This is a genomic window from Streptomyces boncukensis (genome assembly GCF_011045075.1).
Classification (GTDB): Bacteria; Actinomycetota; Actinomycetes; order Streptomycetales; family Streptomycetaceae; genus Streptomyces; species Streptomyces boncukensis.
Genome location: NZ_JAAKZZ010000147.1, coordinates 1 through 15,167, shown reverse-complemented (window position 1 = coordinate 15,167; position 15,167 = coordinate 1). Strand labels below are relative to the sequence as shown.

Genomic DNA, 15,167 nt, shown 5'->3' with positions numbered 1-15,167 from the left:
GGGGCCGGACGCCGGGGGTGCCGTCACGCGGCCGTCGGGGCCGGGGCGCTGCGCTGCCACGCCGTCAGCCGGTCGCGGACCCAGTCGGCGACCGGGGCGACGCCGCCCTCCTGCTTCAGGGCCGTGAAGGCGACGGGCAGGCTGCCGCGCTGGGCCCGGGCGTCCCGGGCCATGGCCTCCAGGTCGGAGCCGACGTACGGGGCGAGGTCGGTCTTGTTGATGACGAGCAGGTCGGCGCCGGTCATGCCGGGGCCGCCCTTGCGGGGGATGTCGTCGCCGCCCGCGACGTCGATGACGAAGAGCTGCGCGTCGATGAGGCCCTGGGAGAAGGTGGCGGTGAGGTTGTCGCCGCCGGACTCGACGAGGATCAGATCGAGCGGTCCGGTCTCCTCCTCCAGGTCCTCGACGGCTTCGAGGTTGGCGGAGATGTCGTCCCGGATGGCGGTGTGCGGACAGGCGCCGGTCTCCACGGCGGTGATCCGCTCGGGCGGGAGCACGGCCTCGCGCAGCAGGAAGGCGGCGTCCTCGCGGGTGTAGATGTCGTTGGTGACGACGGCGAGGGAGTAGTGCTCGCGCAGCTCGCGGCACAGGGCCGCGACGGTCGCGGTCTTGCCGGAGCCGACGGGGCCGCCCAGCCCGATGCGCAGCGCGCGGCGGGTGCCGTCCGCACGGGTGGGGGACGCGCTGTGGGTGTGGCGCTCGGGGAAGGCGGTGGCGTGGTCCAGGTGCATGGTTCCTCCAGGGTGGTGCGGTGCCGTCACGAGGCGAAGAGGCGTACGGGCCAGGTCGCGTGGGCTTCGGCGGTGAGGTCGAGCAGGGGGGCCGAGGCGGCGGGCAGCGCGTCCGGATCGCCGGTGCGGGCGGCGTCGGCGGCGGCGCGTGCCACCGCGTCGGTCTCGGGGGCGAGCCGGGCGAGTACGGCGGTGGCGTCGAACGGGTCGAGGCCGAGCAGGCGGACGGCGGCGGTGGCGGGCCCGCCGGCGCTCTCGTACGCGGCGGCGTACGCGGCGTCCAGCGGGGCGAGTCCGGCGGCGTGCGCCGCCAGCCCGAGGACGACGGGCTGGTGGGCTCCCTTGGGCCGGGCGGCGGCGAGCGCGTCGAGCCGGGGTGAGGGCCAGGCGGCGCGGGCCGCGCGCATCATCTGCCGGCCCAGCCTGCGCGCGGTGCGGCGCAGCGCGGGCGCCGGGGTGCGGGCGTCGGCGGCGGCGTCGAGGTCGAGGGGGTCGTACTGGCCGCAGGCCGCGGCGGCGGCGAGCCCCGCCGCGGTGAGCCCGGCGGTGTGCAGCCGGCCCCGGCAGAAGGCTGCCAGGCTCGCCGCGTCGGTGATACGGCCCGCCCTGACGGCCGCCTCCGCGCCGCCGGAGTGGGCGTGGCCGCCCGCGGGGAAGCGGCCGTCGGCCAGGACGAGAAGTGCGGCTCGGGTCATCGGATCCTCGGTCCTCGGGGGCCCGGCGGGCGGCGGGCGGCAGCGGGGGCGCCTGCCGCCCGGTGGTGTCCGCCGGGCCCCGATACGCGTCGTCAGAACAGGAAGTAGCGCTGGGCCATGGGCAGTTCGGCGGCCGGAGCGGGTTCGACCACGGCGCCGTCGACCGTGACGGTGAAGGTGTCGGGGTCGACGGTCACCTCGGGGCGGGCGTCGTTCTCGCGCATGTCGGCCTTGGTCACCCGGCGGGTGTCGGTGACGGCGGCGAAGCGCTTGCCGAGCGGCAGCCGGTCGGGCAGCCCGTCGTCGAGCGCTGTGCGGGTGACGAAGTTGACGGAGTTGGACGCCGGGGCGCGGCCCGTGGCGCCGAACATCCGCCGGGGCAGCACCGGCTGCGGGGTGGGGATGGAGGCGTTGGCGTCGCCGACCTGCGCATAGGCGATCTGGCCGCCCTTGAGGACGGTCTGCGGCTTGACGCCGAAGAACGCGGGGTCCCACAGCACGAGGTCGGCCAGTTTTCCGGGCTCGACGGAGCCGATCTCGGCGTCCATGCCCTGGGCGGTGGCGGGGTTGATGGTGTACTTGGCGACGTAGCGGCGGGCGCGGCGGTTGTCGGCGGGGCCGTCGCCCGGCAGGGCGCCGTACCGCTCCTTCATCACGTGCGCCGTCTGCCAGGTGCGCAGCACGACCTCGCCGATCCGGCCCATGGCCTGGGAGTCGGAGGAGATGATGGAGATGGCGCCGAGGTCGTGCAGGAGGTCCTCGGCGGCGATCGTGCTGGGCCGGATGCGGGACTCGGCGAAGGCGAGGTCCTCGGGGACGGCCGGGTTGAGGTGGTGGCAGACCATCAGCATGTCGAGGTGCTCCTCGACGGTGTTGACGGTGTGCGGGCGGGTGGGGTTGGTGGACGAGGGCAGCACGTTGGGCTCGCCGACCACGGTGATGATGTCGGGCGCGTGGCCGCCGCCCGCGCCCTCGGTGTGGTAGGCGTGGATGCCGCGGCCGGCGATGGCGGCGAGGGTGTCGCCGACGAACCCGGCCTCGTTGAGGGTGTCGGTGTGGATGGCGAGCTGGGCGCCGGTCTCGTCGCAGACGGTCAGGCAGGCGTCGATGGCGGCCGGGGTGGCGCCCCAGTCCTCATGGATCTTGAACCCCACGGCGCCGCCGCGCAGCTGGCTGACCATGGCGTCGCGGGAGACGGTGTTGCCCTTGGCCAGCAGGCCGATGTTCAGCGGGATCCCGTCCAGGCCCTCCAGGGTGCGGGCCAGGTGCCAGGGGCCGGGGGTGACGGTGGTGGCCTTGGAGCCCTCGGCGGGTCCGGTGCCGCCGCCGACGAGGGTGGTGATGCCGGCGGCGAGCGCCTCGTCGGCGAGCTGCGGGCAGACGAAGTGGACGTGCGCGTCGATGGCGCCGGCGGTGAGGATCTTCCCGTTGCCCGCGATGACCTCGGTCTCGGGGCCGATGACGAGGTCGGGGTGCACGCCGTCCATGGTGTCGGGGTTCCCGGCCTTGCCGAGGGCGGTGATCCGGCCGTCCCGGATGCCGATGTCGGCCTTGACGACGCCCCAGTGGTCCAGGACGAGGGCGCCGGTGATGACGGTGTCGGGGGTGCCCTCGGCGCGGGTGGCGCGGGACTGGCCCATGGACTCGCGGATGACCTTGCCGCCGCCGAACACGGCCTCGTCGCCCGCGCGTCCGGGGCCGCCCGAGCGGTCCTCCTCGATCTCGACGAAGAGCGCGGTGTCGGCGAGGCGGACGCGGTCACCGGTGGTGGGGCCGAAGAGGTCGGCGTAGGCGGGGCGGGAGAGCTCAGGCATCGAGAGGTCCTTGGGTGCTGCCGCGGAGCCCGGCGACGACGCGCCTGCCGCGGAGGGGTACGAGGGCGACGTCGACGGGGATGCCGGGCTCGAAGCGGACGGCGGTCCCGGCGGCGATGTCGAGGCGCTTGCCGCGCGCCGCGGCGCGGTCGAACTCCAGGCCGGGGTTGGCCTCTGCGAAGTGGTAGTGCGAGCCGACCTGGATGGGGCGGTCGGCGGCGTTGAGGACGGTCAGCCGGGTGGCGTCGGCGCCCTCGTTGAACGGGACGGCGTCCGCGGCGAAGCGGATCTCTCCGGGGATCACGGGGCCTCCTGGCGGCGCGTCAGATGAGGGGCTGGTGGACGGTGACGAGCTTGGTGCCGTCCGGGAAGGTGGCCTCGACCTGCACGTCGGGGATCATCTCGGGGACGCCGTCCAGCACGTCGTCGCGGGTGAGGACGGAGCGCCCGGAGTCCATCAGCTCGGAGACGCTGCGGCCGTCGCGGGCGCCCTCCAGGACATGGACGGTGATCAGCGCGACGGCCTCGGGGTGGTTGAGCTTCACCCCGCGCGCCCTGCGCCGCTCGGCGACGTCCGCGGCCACATGGATGAGCAGCCGTTCCTGCTCGTGCGGGGTCAGTTGCATAGCCTCCACCTCACAGTCGTCGCGCCGGGCGCGGCACGGCCCGGTCGCTGGGAGCGACGCACTCGCAAAGTAGATGTATCACACATGCGAAACGGGCGGGCCGGTCGATCCCAGGAGATTACTCAGCTATTACTCCGGGATTACTTCCCCGCCGTTTCACTGAAGTTAACGCTCGGAACCAGCACTCTCCGCGTCCGCGGAGCGGGGCACGGACGCCCGCGTGAGGGCGCGCAGCCCCTCCTCGAAGTCCGCGGGGCACATGGTCCCGAACAGCGCCTGCTGGACGAAGTAGCCCTGCACCGTGCCGATGAGGGTGCGGGCCACCTTCTCCCGGTCGGCGCCCGGGTCGACCCAGCCGCGCCGCTGGTAGTCCGCGACGATCCGGGACCACTGCCCGGCCAGATGGGCATAGGCCCCCGTGAGCACCTCCGCCAGCTCCGGATTGCGCAGCGCCTCGCTCCAGATCTGCAGCAGCAGCCGGGGGAGCTCCCGCGGGTCCTCCCCCGCGCCCATCAGCCCCCGGAGCTCGGCGAAGACATGGGCGAACAGCTCGTCCGGCGCCGGCGGCTCCTCGGCCTCCGCCTTCGCGTCGAGCGCGGCGCGGACCACCCCGAGGGCCTCGTGCGCGACCGCCGCGACGATCTCGTCCTTGCTGCGGAAGTAGCGGTAGACGGCGCCGGCCGACAGGCCCGCCTCGCGCAGCACGTCCTGCATCGAGGCGGCGTGGAATCCGTCGCGCAGAAAGCAGCGGCGGGCGCCGTCGAGAATCTGGCGGCGGCGCGCTTCGAGGTGGGCCTGGGATACACGAGCCATGGCCCGACCATAAAACGAACGTTCCTTCTTGACAAGCACCCCCACCGGCGGGACATTGGTGCCACAAAAACGAACGATCCTTCTCTCACTGTTGGAGGGCCCGCCATGTCCGCCGCCGTAGACGCCGACCGGGGTTCCGCACGCACCGGATCCCGGCGCGGCATGCTCACCGTGATCGCGCTGGTGCCGCTGATCGTCGCCTTCGCGCTCTGGGCGTTCGCCTGGCCCAGCGCCCGCACCGCGCCGCACGACCTGCCGCTGGGCGTCGCGGGGCCGCCGGCGGCCACCGAGCAGGTGCGCGCGGCGCTGGAGCAGCGCGCCGGCGCCTTCGACCTGCGCACCTACGCGAACGAGACGGAGGCCCGCGAGGCGATCGAGAAGCGCGAGGTCTACGGCGCCGTCGTCGCCGGGCCCTCGGGCCCCGAGCTGCTCACCGCCACCGCAGCGGGACCGGTCGTCGCGCAGCTGCTCGAACAGGCCACCGCCACCATGGCCCCGGACGGCGGGAAGGTACCGGTGGACGACGTGGTGGCCGCCTCCCCCGACGACCCGCGCGGCGCGGCGCTAAGCGCGAGCGTGCTGCCGCTGGCCCTCAGCGGGCTCGCCGGCGGGGCGCTGGTCACGCTGCTGCGGCTGCGCGGGACGCGGGCCGTCGGCACCCTGCTGGCCACCGCCGCGCTCGTCGGCGTCGTGGGCGCGGCGCTCGCGCACAGCTGGCTCGGGGTGCTGACCGGGAACTGGTGGGCGGAGGCGGCGGCGATCGGCCTCACCTCACTCGCGGTGGGCGCGGCGGTCGCCGGGCTGGCCGCGCTCATCGGCACGCCGGGCATCGGCCTGGGGGCCCTGCTCATAGTGCTGCTGGGGAACCCGAACTCGGGGGTGTCCTCCGCACCGGAGATGCTGCCGGAGCCGATGGGCGCCATCGGCCAGCTGCTGCCGCCCGGCGCCGGCGGAACGCTGGTGCGCTCCGTGGCGTTCTTCGACGGGCACGCCGTCGACACACCCGTCCTGGTGCTCACGGTGTGGGCGGTCCTGGGCCTGCTCGCGGTGACCGTCGGCGGGCTGCGCAAGGAGAGCGGGGACGGCCCGGAAGCGGTGCGCGCCGGGTCCTCCGCTTCCGCCCTCGCCGGCCGCTAGGGACACGAGCTCCCTTGCGGGGCGCCAGGGCCGGCCGGACATGCCCTGCGCCCCCGACTCCGATGCTCGCGACGACGTGTCCGGTATGCGCTCTTGACGCGGCCGCGTCAGAGCAGGACTCTCATCCCGCGCATACCGCGCCCCACAGGACGGCCACGCCCCCACGCGTGGCCGCGTCGCCGCTCCCGTGCGACCCCCCATCACTCAGAGCATCGGAGCCCCACCGTGATACAGAGACTCAGACATCAGCGCCGTGCCGCCTGCGCCGCCCTGGCCAGCACCGCGCTCGCCGCCGCCCTGCTGGGCGCGACCGGAGCACAGGCCGCGGGGCAGACCGGCGCGGCACCGCGCGCCGACGCGCCGGACATCCCGGTCGCCAATGTCCAGCAGCACCTCAGGGAACTCCAGTCCGCCGCCAGCGCCAACGGCGGCAACCGGGCCTTCGGCGGCTCCGGCTACCGCGCCTCCCTGAACTACATGAAGGGCAAGCTGGACCAGGCCGGGTTCGACACGAAGATCCACCAGTTCAGCTACGGCGGCCGGACCGGCTACAACCTGATCGCCGACTGGCCGAAGGGCGGGTCCTCCGGCCAGACCCTGATGGCCGGATCCCACCTGGACTCGGTCACCCGCGGCCCCGGCATCAACGACAACGGCTCCGGCTCGGCCGCGATACTGGAGACGGCGCTCGCCGTGGCGCGGGCCGACCTGCAGCCCAACGACCATCTGCGGTTCGGCTGGTGGGACGCGGAGGAGCTGGGGCTGATCGGCTCGCAGCGGTACGTCGCCAGCCTGTCCCGCACCGAGCTGAGCCAGATCAGCGCCTACCTCAACTTCGACATGGTGGGCTCCCCGAACCCCGGCTACTTCGTCTACCAGGACAACCCGACGATCTCCCGGGTGTTCACCGACTGGTACCGCTCGCAGGGCATCGAGACCGAGTACACCTCGGTCGGCGGGCGCAGCGACCACGCGTCGTTCGCCCGCGCGGGCGTCACGGTCGGCGGCACCTTCTCCGGCGCCGAAGGCATCAAGAACTGGTCACAGGCGCAGAAGTGGGGCGGCACGGCGGGCCAGCCCTTCGACCGGTGCTACCACGCGTCGTGCGACACCACGTCGAACATCAACGAGCGGGCCCTTGATGTGAACACCGACGCCATCGCGCACGCGATGTGGACCCTGAGCGGCTGAAGCCCCTGACGCCGGGTCACCCGGCAGCGGGCCGCGCCCCCGCCGGGGCGCGGCCCTTCGGGGACGGGTTCACCCTCCCTGGCCGGGCTCCCGATGCTCCGCCGCGATCCCGAAGCGGCGCCCGCCGCGTTCGCCCGCAGCGGACCCGAGCGGCCGCGTCGCGGAGACGGTGCTGATGACCCCCTCCTGCTCCGCGGCCCCCTCCCCCTCCAGCCGTTCCAGGTCAGCGGCCGACACCAGGCCCACGAGGGGCTTGCCGTGGCGCGTCACCACGACGCGCTCGCCGCCGTAGACGACACGGTTGATGAGGTCGGCGAGCTCAGCACGGGCTTGCGTCACCGGAATCTCGTAAGCCATGCTCCCAGCATACGTTCTGTACGTCCTGTACATTTCTCACGGAAGGCGGGGAGCGATGTCGGCGATCCGGCCCGAATCCCGTTATGTGCTGCCGGAGTTCACCGAGCGGTCCAGCAGCGGCCTGCGCCAGATGGATCCGTACGCCAAGCTGCTGGACGAACGGATCGTCTTCCTGGGCACCCCGATCGACGACACCACGGCGAGCGACGTGCTGGCCCAGTTCGTCCATCTGGAGCACGCCGCACCCGACCGGGACATCTCCCTCTACATCAACTCCCCCGGCGGCTCGTTCACCGCGATGAGCGCGATCTACGACACGATGCGGTTCGTGAGCTGCGACGTGGAGACGGTCTGCCTGGGGCAGGCCGTCTCCGCGGCCTCGGTGCTGCTGGCCGCCGGGACGCCGGGCAAACGGCTCGCGCTGCCCGGGGCGCGGATCGTGATCCACCAGCCCGCGTTCGACGAGCCGGTCCGCGGCCAGGCCGCGGATCTGGAGATCCAGGCGCGGGAGCTGCTGCGGACCCGCGAGCGCCTGGAGGAGCTGTATATGCGGCACACCGGCCAGCCGCGGAACCGGATCAGCGCCGACATCGAGCGCGAGACGGTCTTCCGGGCCGAGGAAGCCGTCGCCTACGGGCTGGTCGACCGGCTGACCGCCGACCGCAAGGGCGCGTCCGCCGCGCACTCCCGGCGGTGAGTGCCGTGCTGCCGCCCGAACTGCCGCCGCTGCCCGCGCTGACCCGCGCGGAGGGCGAGGTTGTGGACGCGTACCTGGAGGTGCTGGACCTGCTCGGGCGGATCAACCCGGCCCGCGGCCTCGACACCTACAGCGGGCTGCGGGCGGCCCAGGCGCTGGTGGGGCGCGCCACGGCGCTGCGGGACGCGCTCACGCTGATGCACGAGCGCGGCGAGAGCGAGGTGCACGCGGACACCCTCGCGCGGGCCCTGCGGGTGCTGGACGGCGAGCGCCGCGCCCGGCTGGTGGCCCTGCCGCCCCAGGACGGCCCCGAAAGCTGAGGGCTGCGCGGGCGGTGTCCACGGCCCGCGCCCCGTCGGGGGCGCGGGGAACTGCGCGACCCGCCACAGAGCACCCGCACCCTGCGACGCGACAGCACGGGGCAGCCCCGGCCCAGCGAGTCCGCCGGACGCGGCCCAGGCTGCCCGGTCGGCGCGGAGGTACTGCTCAGCCGCCCTCCCCGCGCCGGGTGAATCCGGACTCGAATGGACCAGGACCGATGGCCGCGCCCTCAGGCGCGGGTGATCGTCGTGCTGTGGGCACCGGCCGACCGGTGCCGTATCCGCAACCGATCACCACAGAAGGGTTCTCCCATGCGCCGTCTCACTGCCGCCGCCGCGTGCGCGGTCGCGCTCTCCGCCGCACTCGCCACTCCCGCCGTCGCCCTGGACCGCTCGCCGGAGCCCCGGGACACGGAGAGCGTGTCCGCACCGGCCGACCTCGACGCGTATCTCAAGTGCCGGGCCGCGCTCAAGCAGCAGGGGATCGGCGACCTCATGGCGCACCTGGCGTGCCGGAGCAAGCTCGGCTGACGCGGCACGACACGACGCGGCGCCCGCACCCGGTGCGGGACTGTGCGCGGCAGGGGCCGTCCGGATGCGTCCGGGCGGCCCCTGCGGGCCGTCAGGGCGCGGCGACGGGCAGCCAGGGCAGGGCCACCCAGATGGTCTTGCCGCCGTCCGGTGCGGGGGTGACGGTCAGCTCGCCGCCCGACTCTGCGGTGAGGGTCCGGATGATGACCATGCCGCGGCCGTTGTCCTGCTGCACGGCGGCGGGGAGGCGCCGGGGGCGGCGCGGATGGCTGTCGGTGACGCCGACGCGGAGCCGCTCGGCGTGCTCCAGGCGGACATCGACGGTGAAGGTCGGGGACTGGTCGCTGGTGTGCTGAACGGCGTTGGTGGCCAGCTCCGAGACGATGAGCCGGATCGCGTCGGCGGCGTCGGAGCCGTCCGGCATGCCCCACTCGGCGAGAACCCAGGTGACGTATCTCCGAGCCGCGGTGACCGAGGCCGGAGCGCTCGGCAGGGTGATGGTTGCTTCCTGGTGGTCTGCCATGGCGAGGCCGTCCCTTTCCCGCCGGGGTCCTGCTCCGTCACGCGGTGGGGCGCTGCGGGGGGGGGAGACGGAACGGCCCACGGATCGCTGCTCCGCGCCAGACTGCCATTCCCCGGAGCGCGATGCGGCCGATCCTCCGGGATGTGCATATATCTGTCGCTCAAAGCGGTGAACTCTGCAGCAGCAGCGCATATTTGGCCGCCAAGGTGGCGTATCGGTTCCGGGGCAGGGGACGCGATGAGGTAGCTCCGCCGGCCGGGCGGAGGTGTGCGGAGGGAAGCGGACGATGCGACACGCTCCTGCGGTACGGCGCCGGAAGCTCGGCGCCGAGCTGCGGCGACTGCGGGCCGGGGCGAGGGTGACGAGCCGGGAGGCGGCGCGGCTGGTGGGCTGGCACCAGTCGAAGGTGAGCCGGATCGAGACGGGGCGCAGCGGGGTGAAGCCCGCCGATCTCGCCCTGCTGCTGGACGCGTACGGGGTGAGCGACCGCTCGCTGCGGGAGCTGCTGACGGCGCTGGCCGGCGCGGACGCGTACGGCGGCGCGGCGGGGCCGGGTTCCGGCCCCGGCCCCGGCCCCGGCTCTGGCCCCGGCCCTGGTCCCGGTCGCGCGGCGGAGGGCGCGCGGCGCGGCTGGTGGCACGCGTACCGGGAGCTGCTGCCGCCCGCCTACCGGGACTTCATCTCGCTGGAGTCCGACGCGGTGCGGGAGCGGACCCTGGAGACGACGGTGGTGCCGGGGCTGCTGCAGACGGAGGCGTACGCGCGCGAGGTGACCCGCGCCGCGCTGGGCGGGGCCGTTCCGCCCAGCCGGATCGACTCGCTGGTCGAGGTGCGGGCCGCGCGGCAGGACGTGCTGCGGCGCGGGCCGCCGCTGCGGCTGGACGCGGTGCTGGACGAGGCGGTGCTGCGGCGCGAGGTCGGCGGGCGCGGGGTGATGCGGGCCCAGCTGCGGGCGCTGCAGCAGGCCGCCGAGCTGCCGCATGTGCGGCTCCAGGTGCTGCCGTTCGCCAGCGGCGTGCACATCGGAGTCACCGGCCCTTTCGTTATTTTCTCCTTTTCGAGCATTTCTGATCTCGACGTGGTTGTTCTCGACCATTTGACGAGTAGCCTCTATCTGGAGGAAAGCGACGAACTCCGGGCATATGCCACCGCGTTCGACGCGCTGCGGGCTCATGCCCTGTCGTACGACGACTCCCTGGCGTTCATCGCCGGGGCGGCCGAGAGCACCTGAGGAGACACGCCATGCGTGACCACCCCCACTGGCAGCGCAGCAGCTACAGCACGGGCGCCAACAACTGCGTGGAGACCGGCCGCCGGGCCGACGGCCGGCTCGCGGTACGGGACAGCAAGGACATCGGCCGGGGCGTCCTGCTCTTCCGGAGCGGCGCGTGGACGTCCTTCCTCGCGGCGGTGGGCGCCCCGCGGGGCCCCGAGCCAGCAGGATCCGCCGGAGGCCGGACTACGCCGGGGGCGGCGGCGCGGTCCTGATCACCGTGTCCGCCGCGGCGGCAAGCCGGCCCTCCGTCAGGTCGCCGCGCACCGTCAGCCGCAGCCGGGAGACCCCGTCCGGCACGGACGGCGGGCGGAAACAGCCCACGACCAGCCCCGCCCCGCGGCAGTCGGCGGCCCAGCGGACGGCGGCGTCCGGGGACGGCGCACGCACCGAGACCACGGCGGCGTCCGGGCGGGTGGCGTCCAGACCGGCCGCCGTGAGCCGCGTGTGCAGCGCGGTGGCCGCCGCGCGGGTGCGCGCCGCCCGCTCCGGTTCGCGGCGCAGCAGCCGCAGCGCCGCGAGCGCGGCACCGGCGGCGGCGGGCGCGAGCCCGGTGTCGAAGATGAACGTCCGCGCGGTGTTGACCAGATGGGCGATCACCGGTGCCGGGCCGAGCACCGCGCCGCCCTGGCTGCCCAGCGCCTTGGAGAGGGTGACCGTGACCACGGTGCCGGCCCGGCCGGACAGCCCGGCCGCGTGCGGGGCTCCGCGCCCGCCCTCGCCGACGACGCCCAGGCCGTGCGCGTCGTCGATCAGCAGCCCGGCGCCCGCCGTACGGCACACCGCGGCGAGCCCGGCGAGCGGCGCGGCGTCGCCGTCCACGGAGAAGACCGAGTCGGTCACGGCCAGCACCGGCCCATCGCCCTGGTGGGCCGCGAACTCCTTGCGTACGGCACCGGGATCGGCGTGCGCGGCGACGGCGGTACGGGCGCGCGACAGCCGGCAGCCGTCGATCAGCGAGGCGTGGTTGCCCGCGTCCGAGACGATCAGACCGCCGTGGCCGCTCAGCGCGGTGACCGCGGCGAGGTTGGCGGTGTAGCCGGAGGAGAACACCAGCGCGTCCTCGAAGCCGCAGAACGCGGCCAGTTCCGCCTCCAGCTCGGCATGCAGTTCGGTGGAGCCGGTCACCAGGCGGGAGCCGCCGGAGCCCGCGCCCCAGCGCCGCGCGGCATCGGCAGCGGCGCCGGTGACCTCGGGGTGCCGGGAGAGCCCGAGGTAGTCGTTGCCCGCGAGGTCCAGCAGGGGCCAGGCGGCGGGGCGCGGGCGCAGCGTCCGCAGCAGCCCCGCCTCCTCGCGGGCCCGCAGCGCGGCCGCCGTCCAACCGAACGGGCTGCCGCCGTCCGGTCCGGCCTCGCGGTGCTCCCGGCTGTCCTCTCCCATGGCGCCGCTCCCTGACTGAGGTTTGTAGACAGTGCATAGACGTTATCGCGCCGGTCGCGAGGTCAGAATGTTGCAAAGCCCACAGTGCCCCGAGGCGGTGTTGTAGGGGTTCTCCATTTCTTCCGGGCGGCTTCATCGAGCAGGATCTCTGCCATGGATCTGCTGACGACACTCGTGGACAAGGGTCTGCGGCGCGAGCCGCCGACGCGTGCGGAAGCACTGGCCGTGCTGGGGACCTCCGACGACGAGCTGCTGGATGTGGTGGCGGCCGCCGGGAAGGTGCGCCGCCGCTGGTTCGGGCGCCGAGTGAAGCTGAACTACCTGGTCAACCTCAAGTCCGGGCTGTGCCCCGAGGACTGCACCTACTGCTCCCAGCGGCTCGGCTCCGAGGCCGGGATCCTCAAGTACACCTGGCTCAAGCCCGAGGAGGCGGCCGAGACCGCCCGTGCCGGGGTCGCCGGGGGCGCCAAGCGGGTGTGCCTGGTCGCCAGCGGACGCGGCCCGACCGACCGCGATGTGGAGCGCGTCGCCGAGACCATCGCGGCCGTCAAGTCCGGGAACGAGGGCGTGGAGGTGTGCGCCTGCTTCGGGCTGCTCTCCGACGGGCAGGCGGAGCGGCTGCGCGAGGCGGGCGCCGACGCGTACAACCACAACCTCAACACCTCCGAGGGCACCTACGGCGACATCTGCACCACCCATGACTTCTCCGACCGGGTCGAGACGGTGCGGCAGGCGCAGGCCGCCGGGCTCTCCCCCTGCTCCGGGCTGATCGCCGGGATGGGCGAGTCGGACGGCGACCTGGTGGACGTGGTGTTCGCGCTGCGGGAGCTGGACGTGGACTCGGTCCCGGTCAACTTCCTGATCCCGTTCGAGGGCACCCCGCTGGGCGAGGACTGGAACCTCACGCCGCAGCGGGCGCTGCGGATCCTGGCGATGGTGCGGTTCGTCCACCCGGACGCCGAGGTGCGGCTGGCGGGCGGCCGCGAGATCCATCTGCGCACCCTGCAGCCGCTCGCGCTGCACCTGGCCAACTCCCTCTTCCTCGGCGACTATCTGACCAGCGAGGGCCAGGAGGGCAAGGCCGACCTCGACATGATCGCGGACGCGGGCTTCGAGGTGGAGGGCGCCGGGACCGCCACGCTGCCGGACCACCGGCGCGAGACGGTCGCGGTGCGCCGCCGGGGCGCGGGCACGGAGCTGCCGCCCAATGCCTGAGCCCGCACGCGCCGCGCCGCTCGCGCCGGACGAGCTGCTGGCCCTGGACCGACAGCATGTGTGGCACCCGTACGGGCCGATGCCGGGCACGGCCGAGCCGCTGCCGGTGGAGTCCGCCTCGGGCGTGCGGCTGCGGCTGGCCGAACCGGCGTACGGGCAGCGGGAGCTGGTCGACGGCATGTCCTCGTGGTGGTCGGCCATCCACGGCTACAACCACCCGGTGCTCAACGCCGCGGCCACCGAGCAGCTCGGCAGGATGAGCCACGTCATGTTCGGCGGCCTCACCCACGAGCCCGCCGTGCGCCTCGCGAAGCTGCTCGCGGACCTCGCCCCCGGCGGTCTGGAGCACGTCTTCCTCGCCGACTCGGGCTCGGTGTCCGTGGAGGTCGCGGTCAAGATGTGCCTGCAGTACTGGCGCTCGGCCGGGCGGCCCGAGAAGCGACGGATGCTGACCTGGCGCGGCGGTTACCACGGCGACACCTGGCACCCGATGTCGGTGTGCGACCCGGACGGCGGGATGCACCAGCTGTGGTCCGGGGCCCTGCCCCGCCAGGTCTTCGCCGAGCCGCCGCCGCCCGGCTTCGAAGCGGAGCCGGACGCGGGCTACCTCGCGTCGCTGCGCGCGCTGTTCGAGCGGCACGCGGGGGAGCTGGCCGCCGCGATCGTGGAGCCGGTGGTGCAGGGCGCGGGCGGCATGCGCTTCCACTCCCCCGGGTACGTACGGGCGCTGCGCGAGCTGTGCGACGAGTACGGGGTGCTGCTGGTCCTGGACGAGATCGCCACCGGATTCGGGCGCACCGGAGCGCTGTTCGCGGCGGAGCACGCCGGGGTCACCCCTGATGTGCTGTGCCTGGGCAAGGCGCTGACCGGCGGCTATCTGACGCTGGCGGCGACGCTGTGCACACCGCGGGTGGCCCAGGGGATCGCGCGCGGCGAGGTCCCGGTGCTGGCCCACGGGCCGACGTTCATGGGCAACCCGCTCGCGACGGCCGTGGCGTACGCCTCGGTGGAGCTGCTGTGCGCGCAGGACTGGGCGGGCGCGGTACGCCGGATCGAGCGCGGCCTGCGGAACGGGCTCGCACCGGCGGCCGGGCTCCCGGGCGTCCGCGAGGTGCGGACGCTGGGCGCGATCGGCGTCGTCCAGCTCGACCACGAGGTGGATGTGGCGGCGGCGACGCGGGCCGCCGTCCGGGCGGGGGTGTGGCTGCGGCCGTTCCGCGACATGATCTACACGATGCCGCCCTATGTGACCGGCGAAGCGGACGTGGCGCGGATCACCGCCGCGATGCGCGCTGCGGCGGAGGTCGCGTGAGCGGCGCGGCGGGCGGGGCGCGAGAGGTGGCGGTGAACGGGCCCGAGGGAGTGCTCGTCGTCTCGGGAACGGGCACGGAGATCGGCAAGACGGTGACCACGGCCGCGCTCGCCGCCTGCGCGGCACGCGCCGGCCGCTCGGTGGCCGTGCTCAAGGCCGCGCAGACGGGCGTGGCCCCGGACGAGCCCGGCGACGCGGCGGAGGCCGCGCGGCTGGCGGGCCCCGCCGTGACGGCGGCGGAGGTCGCCCGCTACCCCGAGCCGCTGGCGCCCGCCACGGCGGCGCAACGCGCCGGGCTGCCCGGGGTGACGCCGGACGAGATCGAGGCGGCGGCCCGCAAGCTGGCCGCCGCGCACGACCTCGTCCTCGTCGAGGGCGCGGGCGGGCTGCTGGTGCGGTTCGACGCGGCCGGCTCGACGCTGGCCGACGCGGCACGGCTGCTGGCGGCGCCGGTGCTGGTGGTGGCGGAACCCGGGCTGGGCACGCTCAACGCCACGGCGCTGACCGGCGAGGCGCTGCGCGCCCGGGGACTGCGGGGCGCGGGGGTGGTGG

19 protein-coding genes are annotated in these 15,167 nt (G+C 74.4%); 10 read left to right on the top strand and 9 right to left on the bottom strand.

Annotation, left to right across the window (positions count from 1 at the left end; all coding sequences use genetic code 11):
- Positions 1-23: 23 nt before the first annotated feature.
- The 6 genes from ureG to G5C65_RS16240 all read right to left on the bottom strand — a co-directional run bounded on the left by ureG (position 24) and on the right by G5C65_RS16240 (position 4,679).
- Positions 24-731, bottom strand: a complete 708-nt coding sequence (gene ureG / locus G5C65_RS16265) for an urease accessory protein UreG (RefSeq protein WP_165299558.1) — start codon at positions 729-731, stop codon at positions 24-26.
- A 26-nt stretch (positions 732-757) separates the two neighbouring features.
- A complete protein-coding gene (locus tag G5C65_RS16260; protein WP_165299557.1) occupies positions 758-1,426 on the bottom strand; it encodes an urease accessory protein UreF in 669 nt (222 codons plus the stop codon).
- 92 nt (positions 1,427-1,518) lie between these two features.
- A complete protein-coding gene (locus tag G5C65_RS16255; protein WP_165299556.1) occupies positions 1,519-3,240 on the bottom strand; it encodes an urease subunit alpha in 1,722 nt (573 codons plus the stop codon).
- Positions 3,233-3,544 carry an urease subunit beta gene (locus G5C65_RS16250; protein ID WP_165299555.1) on the bottom strand — a complete coding sequence of 104 codons (312 nt, stop codon included), beginning with the start codon at positions 3,542-3,544 and terminating at the stop codon, positions 3,233-3,235. Before G5C65_RS16250 ends, G5C65_RS16255 begins: the two co-directional genes overlap by 8 nt.
- Before the next feature lie 19 nt (positions 3,545-3,563).
- A complete protein-coding gene (locus G5C65_RS16245; protein ID WP_165299554.1) occupies positions 3,564-3,866 on the bottom strand; it encodes an urease subunit gamma in 303 nt (100 codons plus the stop codon).
- A 165-nt stretch (positions 3,867-4,031) separates the two neighbouring features.
- Positions 4,032-4,679, bottom strand: coding sequence for a TetR/AcrR family transcriptional regulator (locus tag G5C65_RS16240; RefSeq protein WP_165299553.1), 648 nt, complete (start codon positions 4,677-4,679; stop codon positions 4,032-4,034).
- Between the two features lie 105 nt (positions 4,680-4,784).
- Between G5C65_RS16240 and G5C65_RS16235 the strand changes: the two genes are divergently transcribed.
- Together G5C65_RS16235 and G5C65_RS16230 are read left to right on the top strand one after the other, a co-directional pair.
- Entirely contained in the window at positions 4,785-5,816 is a 1,032-nt protein-coding gene (locus G5C65_RS16235) for an ABC transporter permease (RefSeq protein ID WP_241265830.1), read from the top strand.
- A 228-nt stretch (positions 5,817-6,044) separates the two neighbouring features.
- Positions 6,045-7,007 carry a M28 family metallopeptidase gene (locus tag G5C65_RS16230; protein ID WP_420903322.1) on the top strand — a complete coding sequence of 321 codons (963 nt, stop codon included), beginning with the start codon at positions 6,045-6,047 and terminating at the stop codon, positions 7,005-7,007.
- A gap of 69 nt (positions 7,008-7,076) precedes the next feature.
- On the opposite strand, the gene G5C65_RS16225 is transcribed toward G5C65_RS16230, so the two are convergent.
- On the bottom strand, positions 7,077-7,364 hold the full coding sequence (locus G5C65_RS16225; RefSeq protein ID WP_165299552.1) for a type II toxin-antitoxin system Phd/YefM family antitoxin: 288 nt from the start codon (positions 7,362-7,364) through the stop codon (positions 7,077-7,079).
- Positions 7,365-7,419: 55 nt separating this feature from the next.
- On the opposite strand from G5C65_RS16225, the gene G5C65_RS16220 reads away from it, so the two are divergent.
- From G5C65_RS16220 to G5C65_RS16210, 3 genes are all read left to right on the top strand, one after another.
- On the top strand, positions 7,420-8,061 hold the full coding sequence (locus G5C65_RS16220) for an ATP-dependent Clp protease proteolytic subunit (RefSeq protein WP_165299551.1): 642 nt from the start codon (positions 7,420-7,422) through the stop codon (positions 8,059-8,061).
- A gap of 5 nt (positions 8,062-8,066) precedes the next feature.
- Complete coding sequence (locus G5C65_RS16215) at positions 8,067-8,381, top strand: hypothetical protein (protein ID WP_165299560.1); 315 nt, start codon at positions 8,067-8,069, stop codon at positions 8,379-8,381.
- A gap of 312 nt (positions 8,382-8,693) precedes the next feature.
- The gene (locus G5C65_RS16210) at positions 8,694-8,912 is read left to right on the top strand and encodes a hypothetical protein (protein WP_165299550.1); all 219 of its coding nucleotides are present in this window, start codon (positions 8,694-8,696) and stop codon (positions 8,910-8,912) included.
- 91 nt (positions 8,913-9,003) lie between these two features.
- Here G5C65_RS16210 and G5C65_RS16205 read toward each other — a convergent pair whose 3' ends face one another.
- Positions 9,004-9,435: an ATP-binding protein gene (locus tag G5C65_RS16205; protein ID WP_165299549.1), complete on the bottom strand. Its 432-nt coding sequence runs from the start codon at positions 9,433-9,435 to the stop codon at positions 9,004-9,006.
- 286 nt (positions 9,436-9,721) lie between these two features.
- Here G5C65_RS16205 and G5C65_RS16200 point away from each other — a divergent pair, with 286 nt between their 5' ends.
- Both G5C65_RS16200 and G5C65_RS16195 read left to right on the top strand, forming a co-directional pair.
- The gene (locus G5C65_RS16200; RefSeq protein ID WP_165299548.1) at positions 9,722-10,666 is read left to right on the top strand and encodes a helix-turn-helix domain-containing protein; all 945 of its coding nucleotides are present in this window, start codon (positions 9,722-9,724) and stop codon (positions 10,664-10,666) included.
- 11 nt (positions 10,667-10,677) lie between these two features.
- The gene (locus G5C65_RS16195; RefSeq protein WP_165299547.1) at positions 10,678-10,923 is read left to right on the top strand and encodes a DUF397 domain-containing protein; all 246 of its coding nucleotides are present in this window, start codon (positions 10,678-10,680) and stop codon (positions 10,921-10,923) included.
- On the opposite strand, the gene G5C65_RS16190 is transcribed toward G5C65_RS16195, so the two are convergent.
- The gene (locus G5C65_RS16190; protein ID WP_165299546.1) at positions 10,895-12,088 is read right to left on the bottom strand and encodes an 8-amino-7-oxononanoate synthase; all 1,194 of its coding nucleotides are present in this window, start codon (positions 12,086-12,088) and stop codon (positions 10,895-10,897) included. The genes G5C65_RS16195 and G5C65_RS16190 overlap by 29 nt on opposite strands.
- Before the next feature lie 153 nt (positions 12,089-12,241).
- On the opposite strand from G5C65_RS16190, the gene bioB reads away from it, so the two are divergent.
- The 3 genes from bioB to bioD all read left to right on the top strand — a co-directional run.
- Complete coding sequence (bioB, locus tag G5C65_RS16185; protein WP_165299545.1) at positions 12,242-13,303, top strand: biotin synthase BioB; 1,062 nt, start codon at positions 12,242-12,244, stop codon at positions 13,301-13,303.
- On the top strand, positions 13,296-14,615 hold the full coding sequence (locus G5C65_RS16180) for an adenosylmethionine--8-amino-7-oxononanoate transaminase (RefSeq protein ID WP_165299544.1): 1,320 nt from the start codon (positions 13,296-13,298) through the stop codon (positions 14,613-14,615). Before bioB ends, G5C65_RS16180 begins: the two co-directional genes overlap by 8 nt.
- Positions 14,612-15,167: dethiobiotin synthase (gene bioD / locus G5C65_RS16175; RefSeq protein ID WP_338146437.1), on the top strand; the 556-nt coding region annotated here is incomplete at its 3' end. The genes G5C65_RS16180 and bioD, both read left to right, overlap by 4 nt.

Excerpts from the sequence above, each read along its gene's own strand:
- ureG (WP_165299558.1), bottom strand. The coding sequence starts at position 731 with ATGCACCTGGACCACGCCACCGCCTTCCCCGAGCGCCACACCCACAGC.
- G5C65_RS16260 (WP_165299557.1), bottom strand. The coding sequence starts at position 1,426 with ATGACCCGAGCCGCACTTCTCGTCCTGGCCGACGGCCGCTTCCCCGCG.
- G5C65_RS16255 (WP_165299556.1), bottom strand. The coding sequence starts at position 3,240 with ATGCCTGAGCTCTCCCGCCCCGCCTACGCCGACCTCTTCGGCCCCACC.
- G5C65_RS16245 (WP_165299554.1), bottom strand. The coding sequence starts at position 3,866 with ATGCAACTGACCCCGCACGAGCAGGAACGGCTGCTCATCCATGTGGCC.
- G5C65_RS16240 (WP_165299553.1), bottom strand. The coding sequence starts at position 4,679 with ATGGCTCGTGTATCCCAGGCCCACCTCGAAGCGCGCCGCCGCCAGATT.
- G5C65_RS16235 (WP_241265830.1), top strand. The coding sequence starts at position 4,785 with ATGTCCGCCGCCGTAGACGCCGACCGGGGTTCCGCACGCACCGGATCC.
- G5C65_RS16225 (WP_165299552.1), bottom strand. The coding sequence starts at position 7,364 with ATGGCTTACGAGATTCCGGTGACGCAAGCCCGTGCTGAGCTCGCCGAC.
- G5C65_RS16220 (WP_165299551.1), top strand. The coding sequence starts at position 7,420 with ATGTCGGCGATCCGGCCCGAATCCCGTTATGTGCTGCCGGAGTTCACC.
- G5C65_RS16210 (WP_165299550.1), top strand. The coding sequence starts at position 8,694 with ATGCGCCGTCTCACTGCCGCCGCCGCGTGCGCGGTCGCGCTCTCCGCC.
- G5C65_RS16205 (WP_165299549.1), bottom strand. The coding sequence starts at position 9,435 with ATGGCAGACCACCAGGAAGCAACCATCACCCTGCCGAGCGCTCCGGCC.
- G5C65_RS16200 (WP_165299548.1), top strand. The coding sequence starts at position 9,722 with ATGCGACACGCTCCTGCGGTACGGCGCCGGAAGCTCGGCGCCGAGCTG.
- G5C65_RS16195 (WP_165299547.1), top strand. The coding sequence starts at position 10,678 with ATGCGTGACCACCCCCACTGGCAGCGCAGCAGCTACAGCACGGGCGCC.
- G5C65_RS16190 (WP_165299546.1), bottom strand. The coding sequence starts at position 12,088 with ATGGGAGAGGACAGCCGGGAGCACCGCGAGGCCGGACCGGACGGCGGC.
- bioB (WP_165299545.1), top strand. The coding sequence starts at position 12,242 with ATGGATCTGCTGACGACACTCGTGGACAAGGGTCTGCGGCGCGAGCCG.
- G5C65_RS16180 (WP_165299544.1), top strand. The coding sequence starts at position 13,296 with ATGCCTGAGCCCGCACGCGCCGCGCCGCTCGCGCCGGACGAGCTGCTG.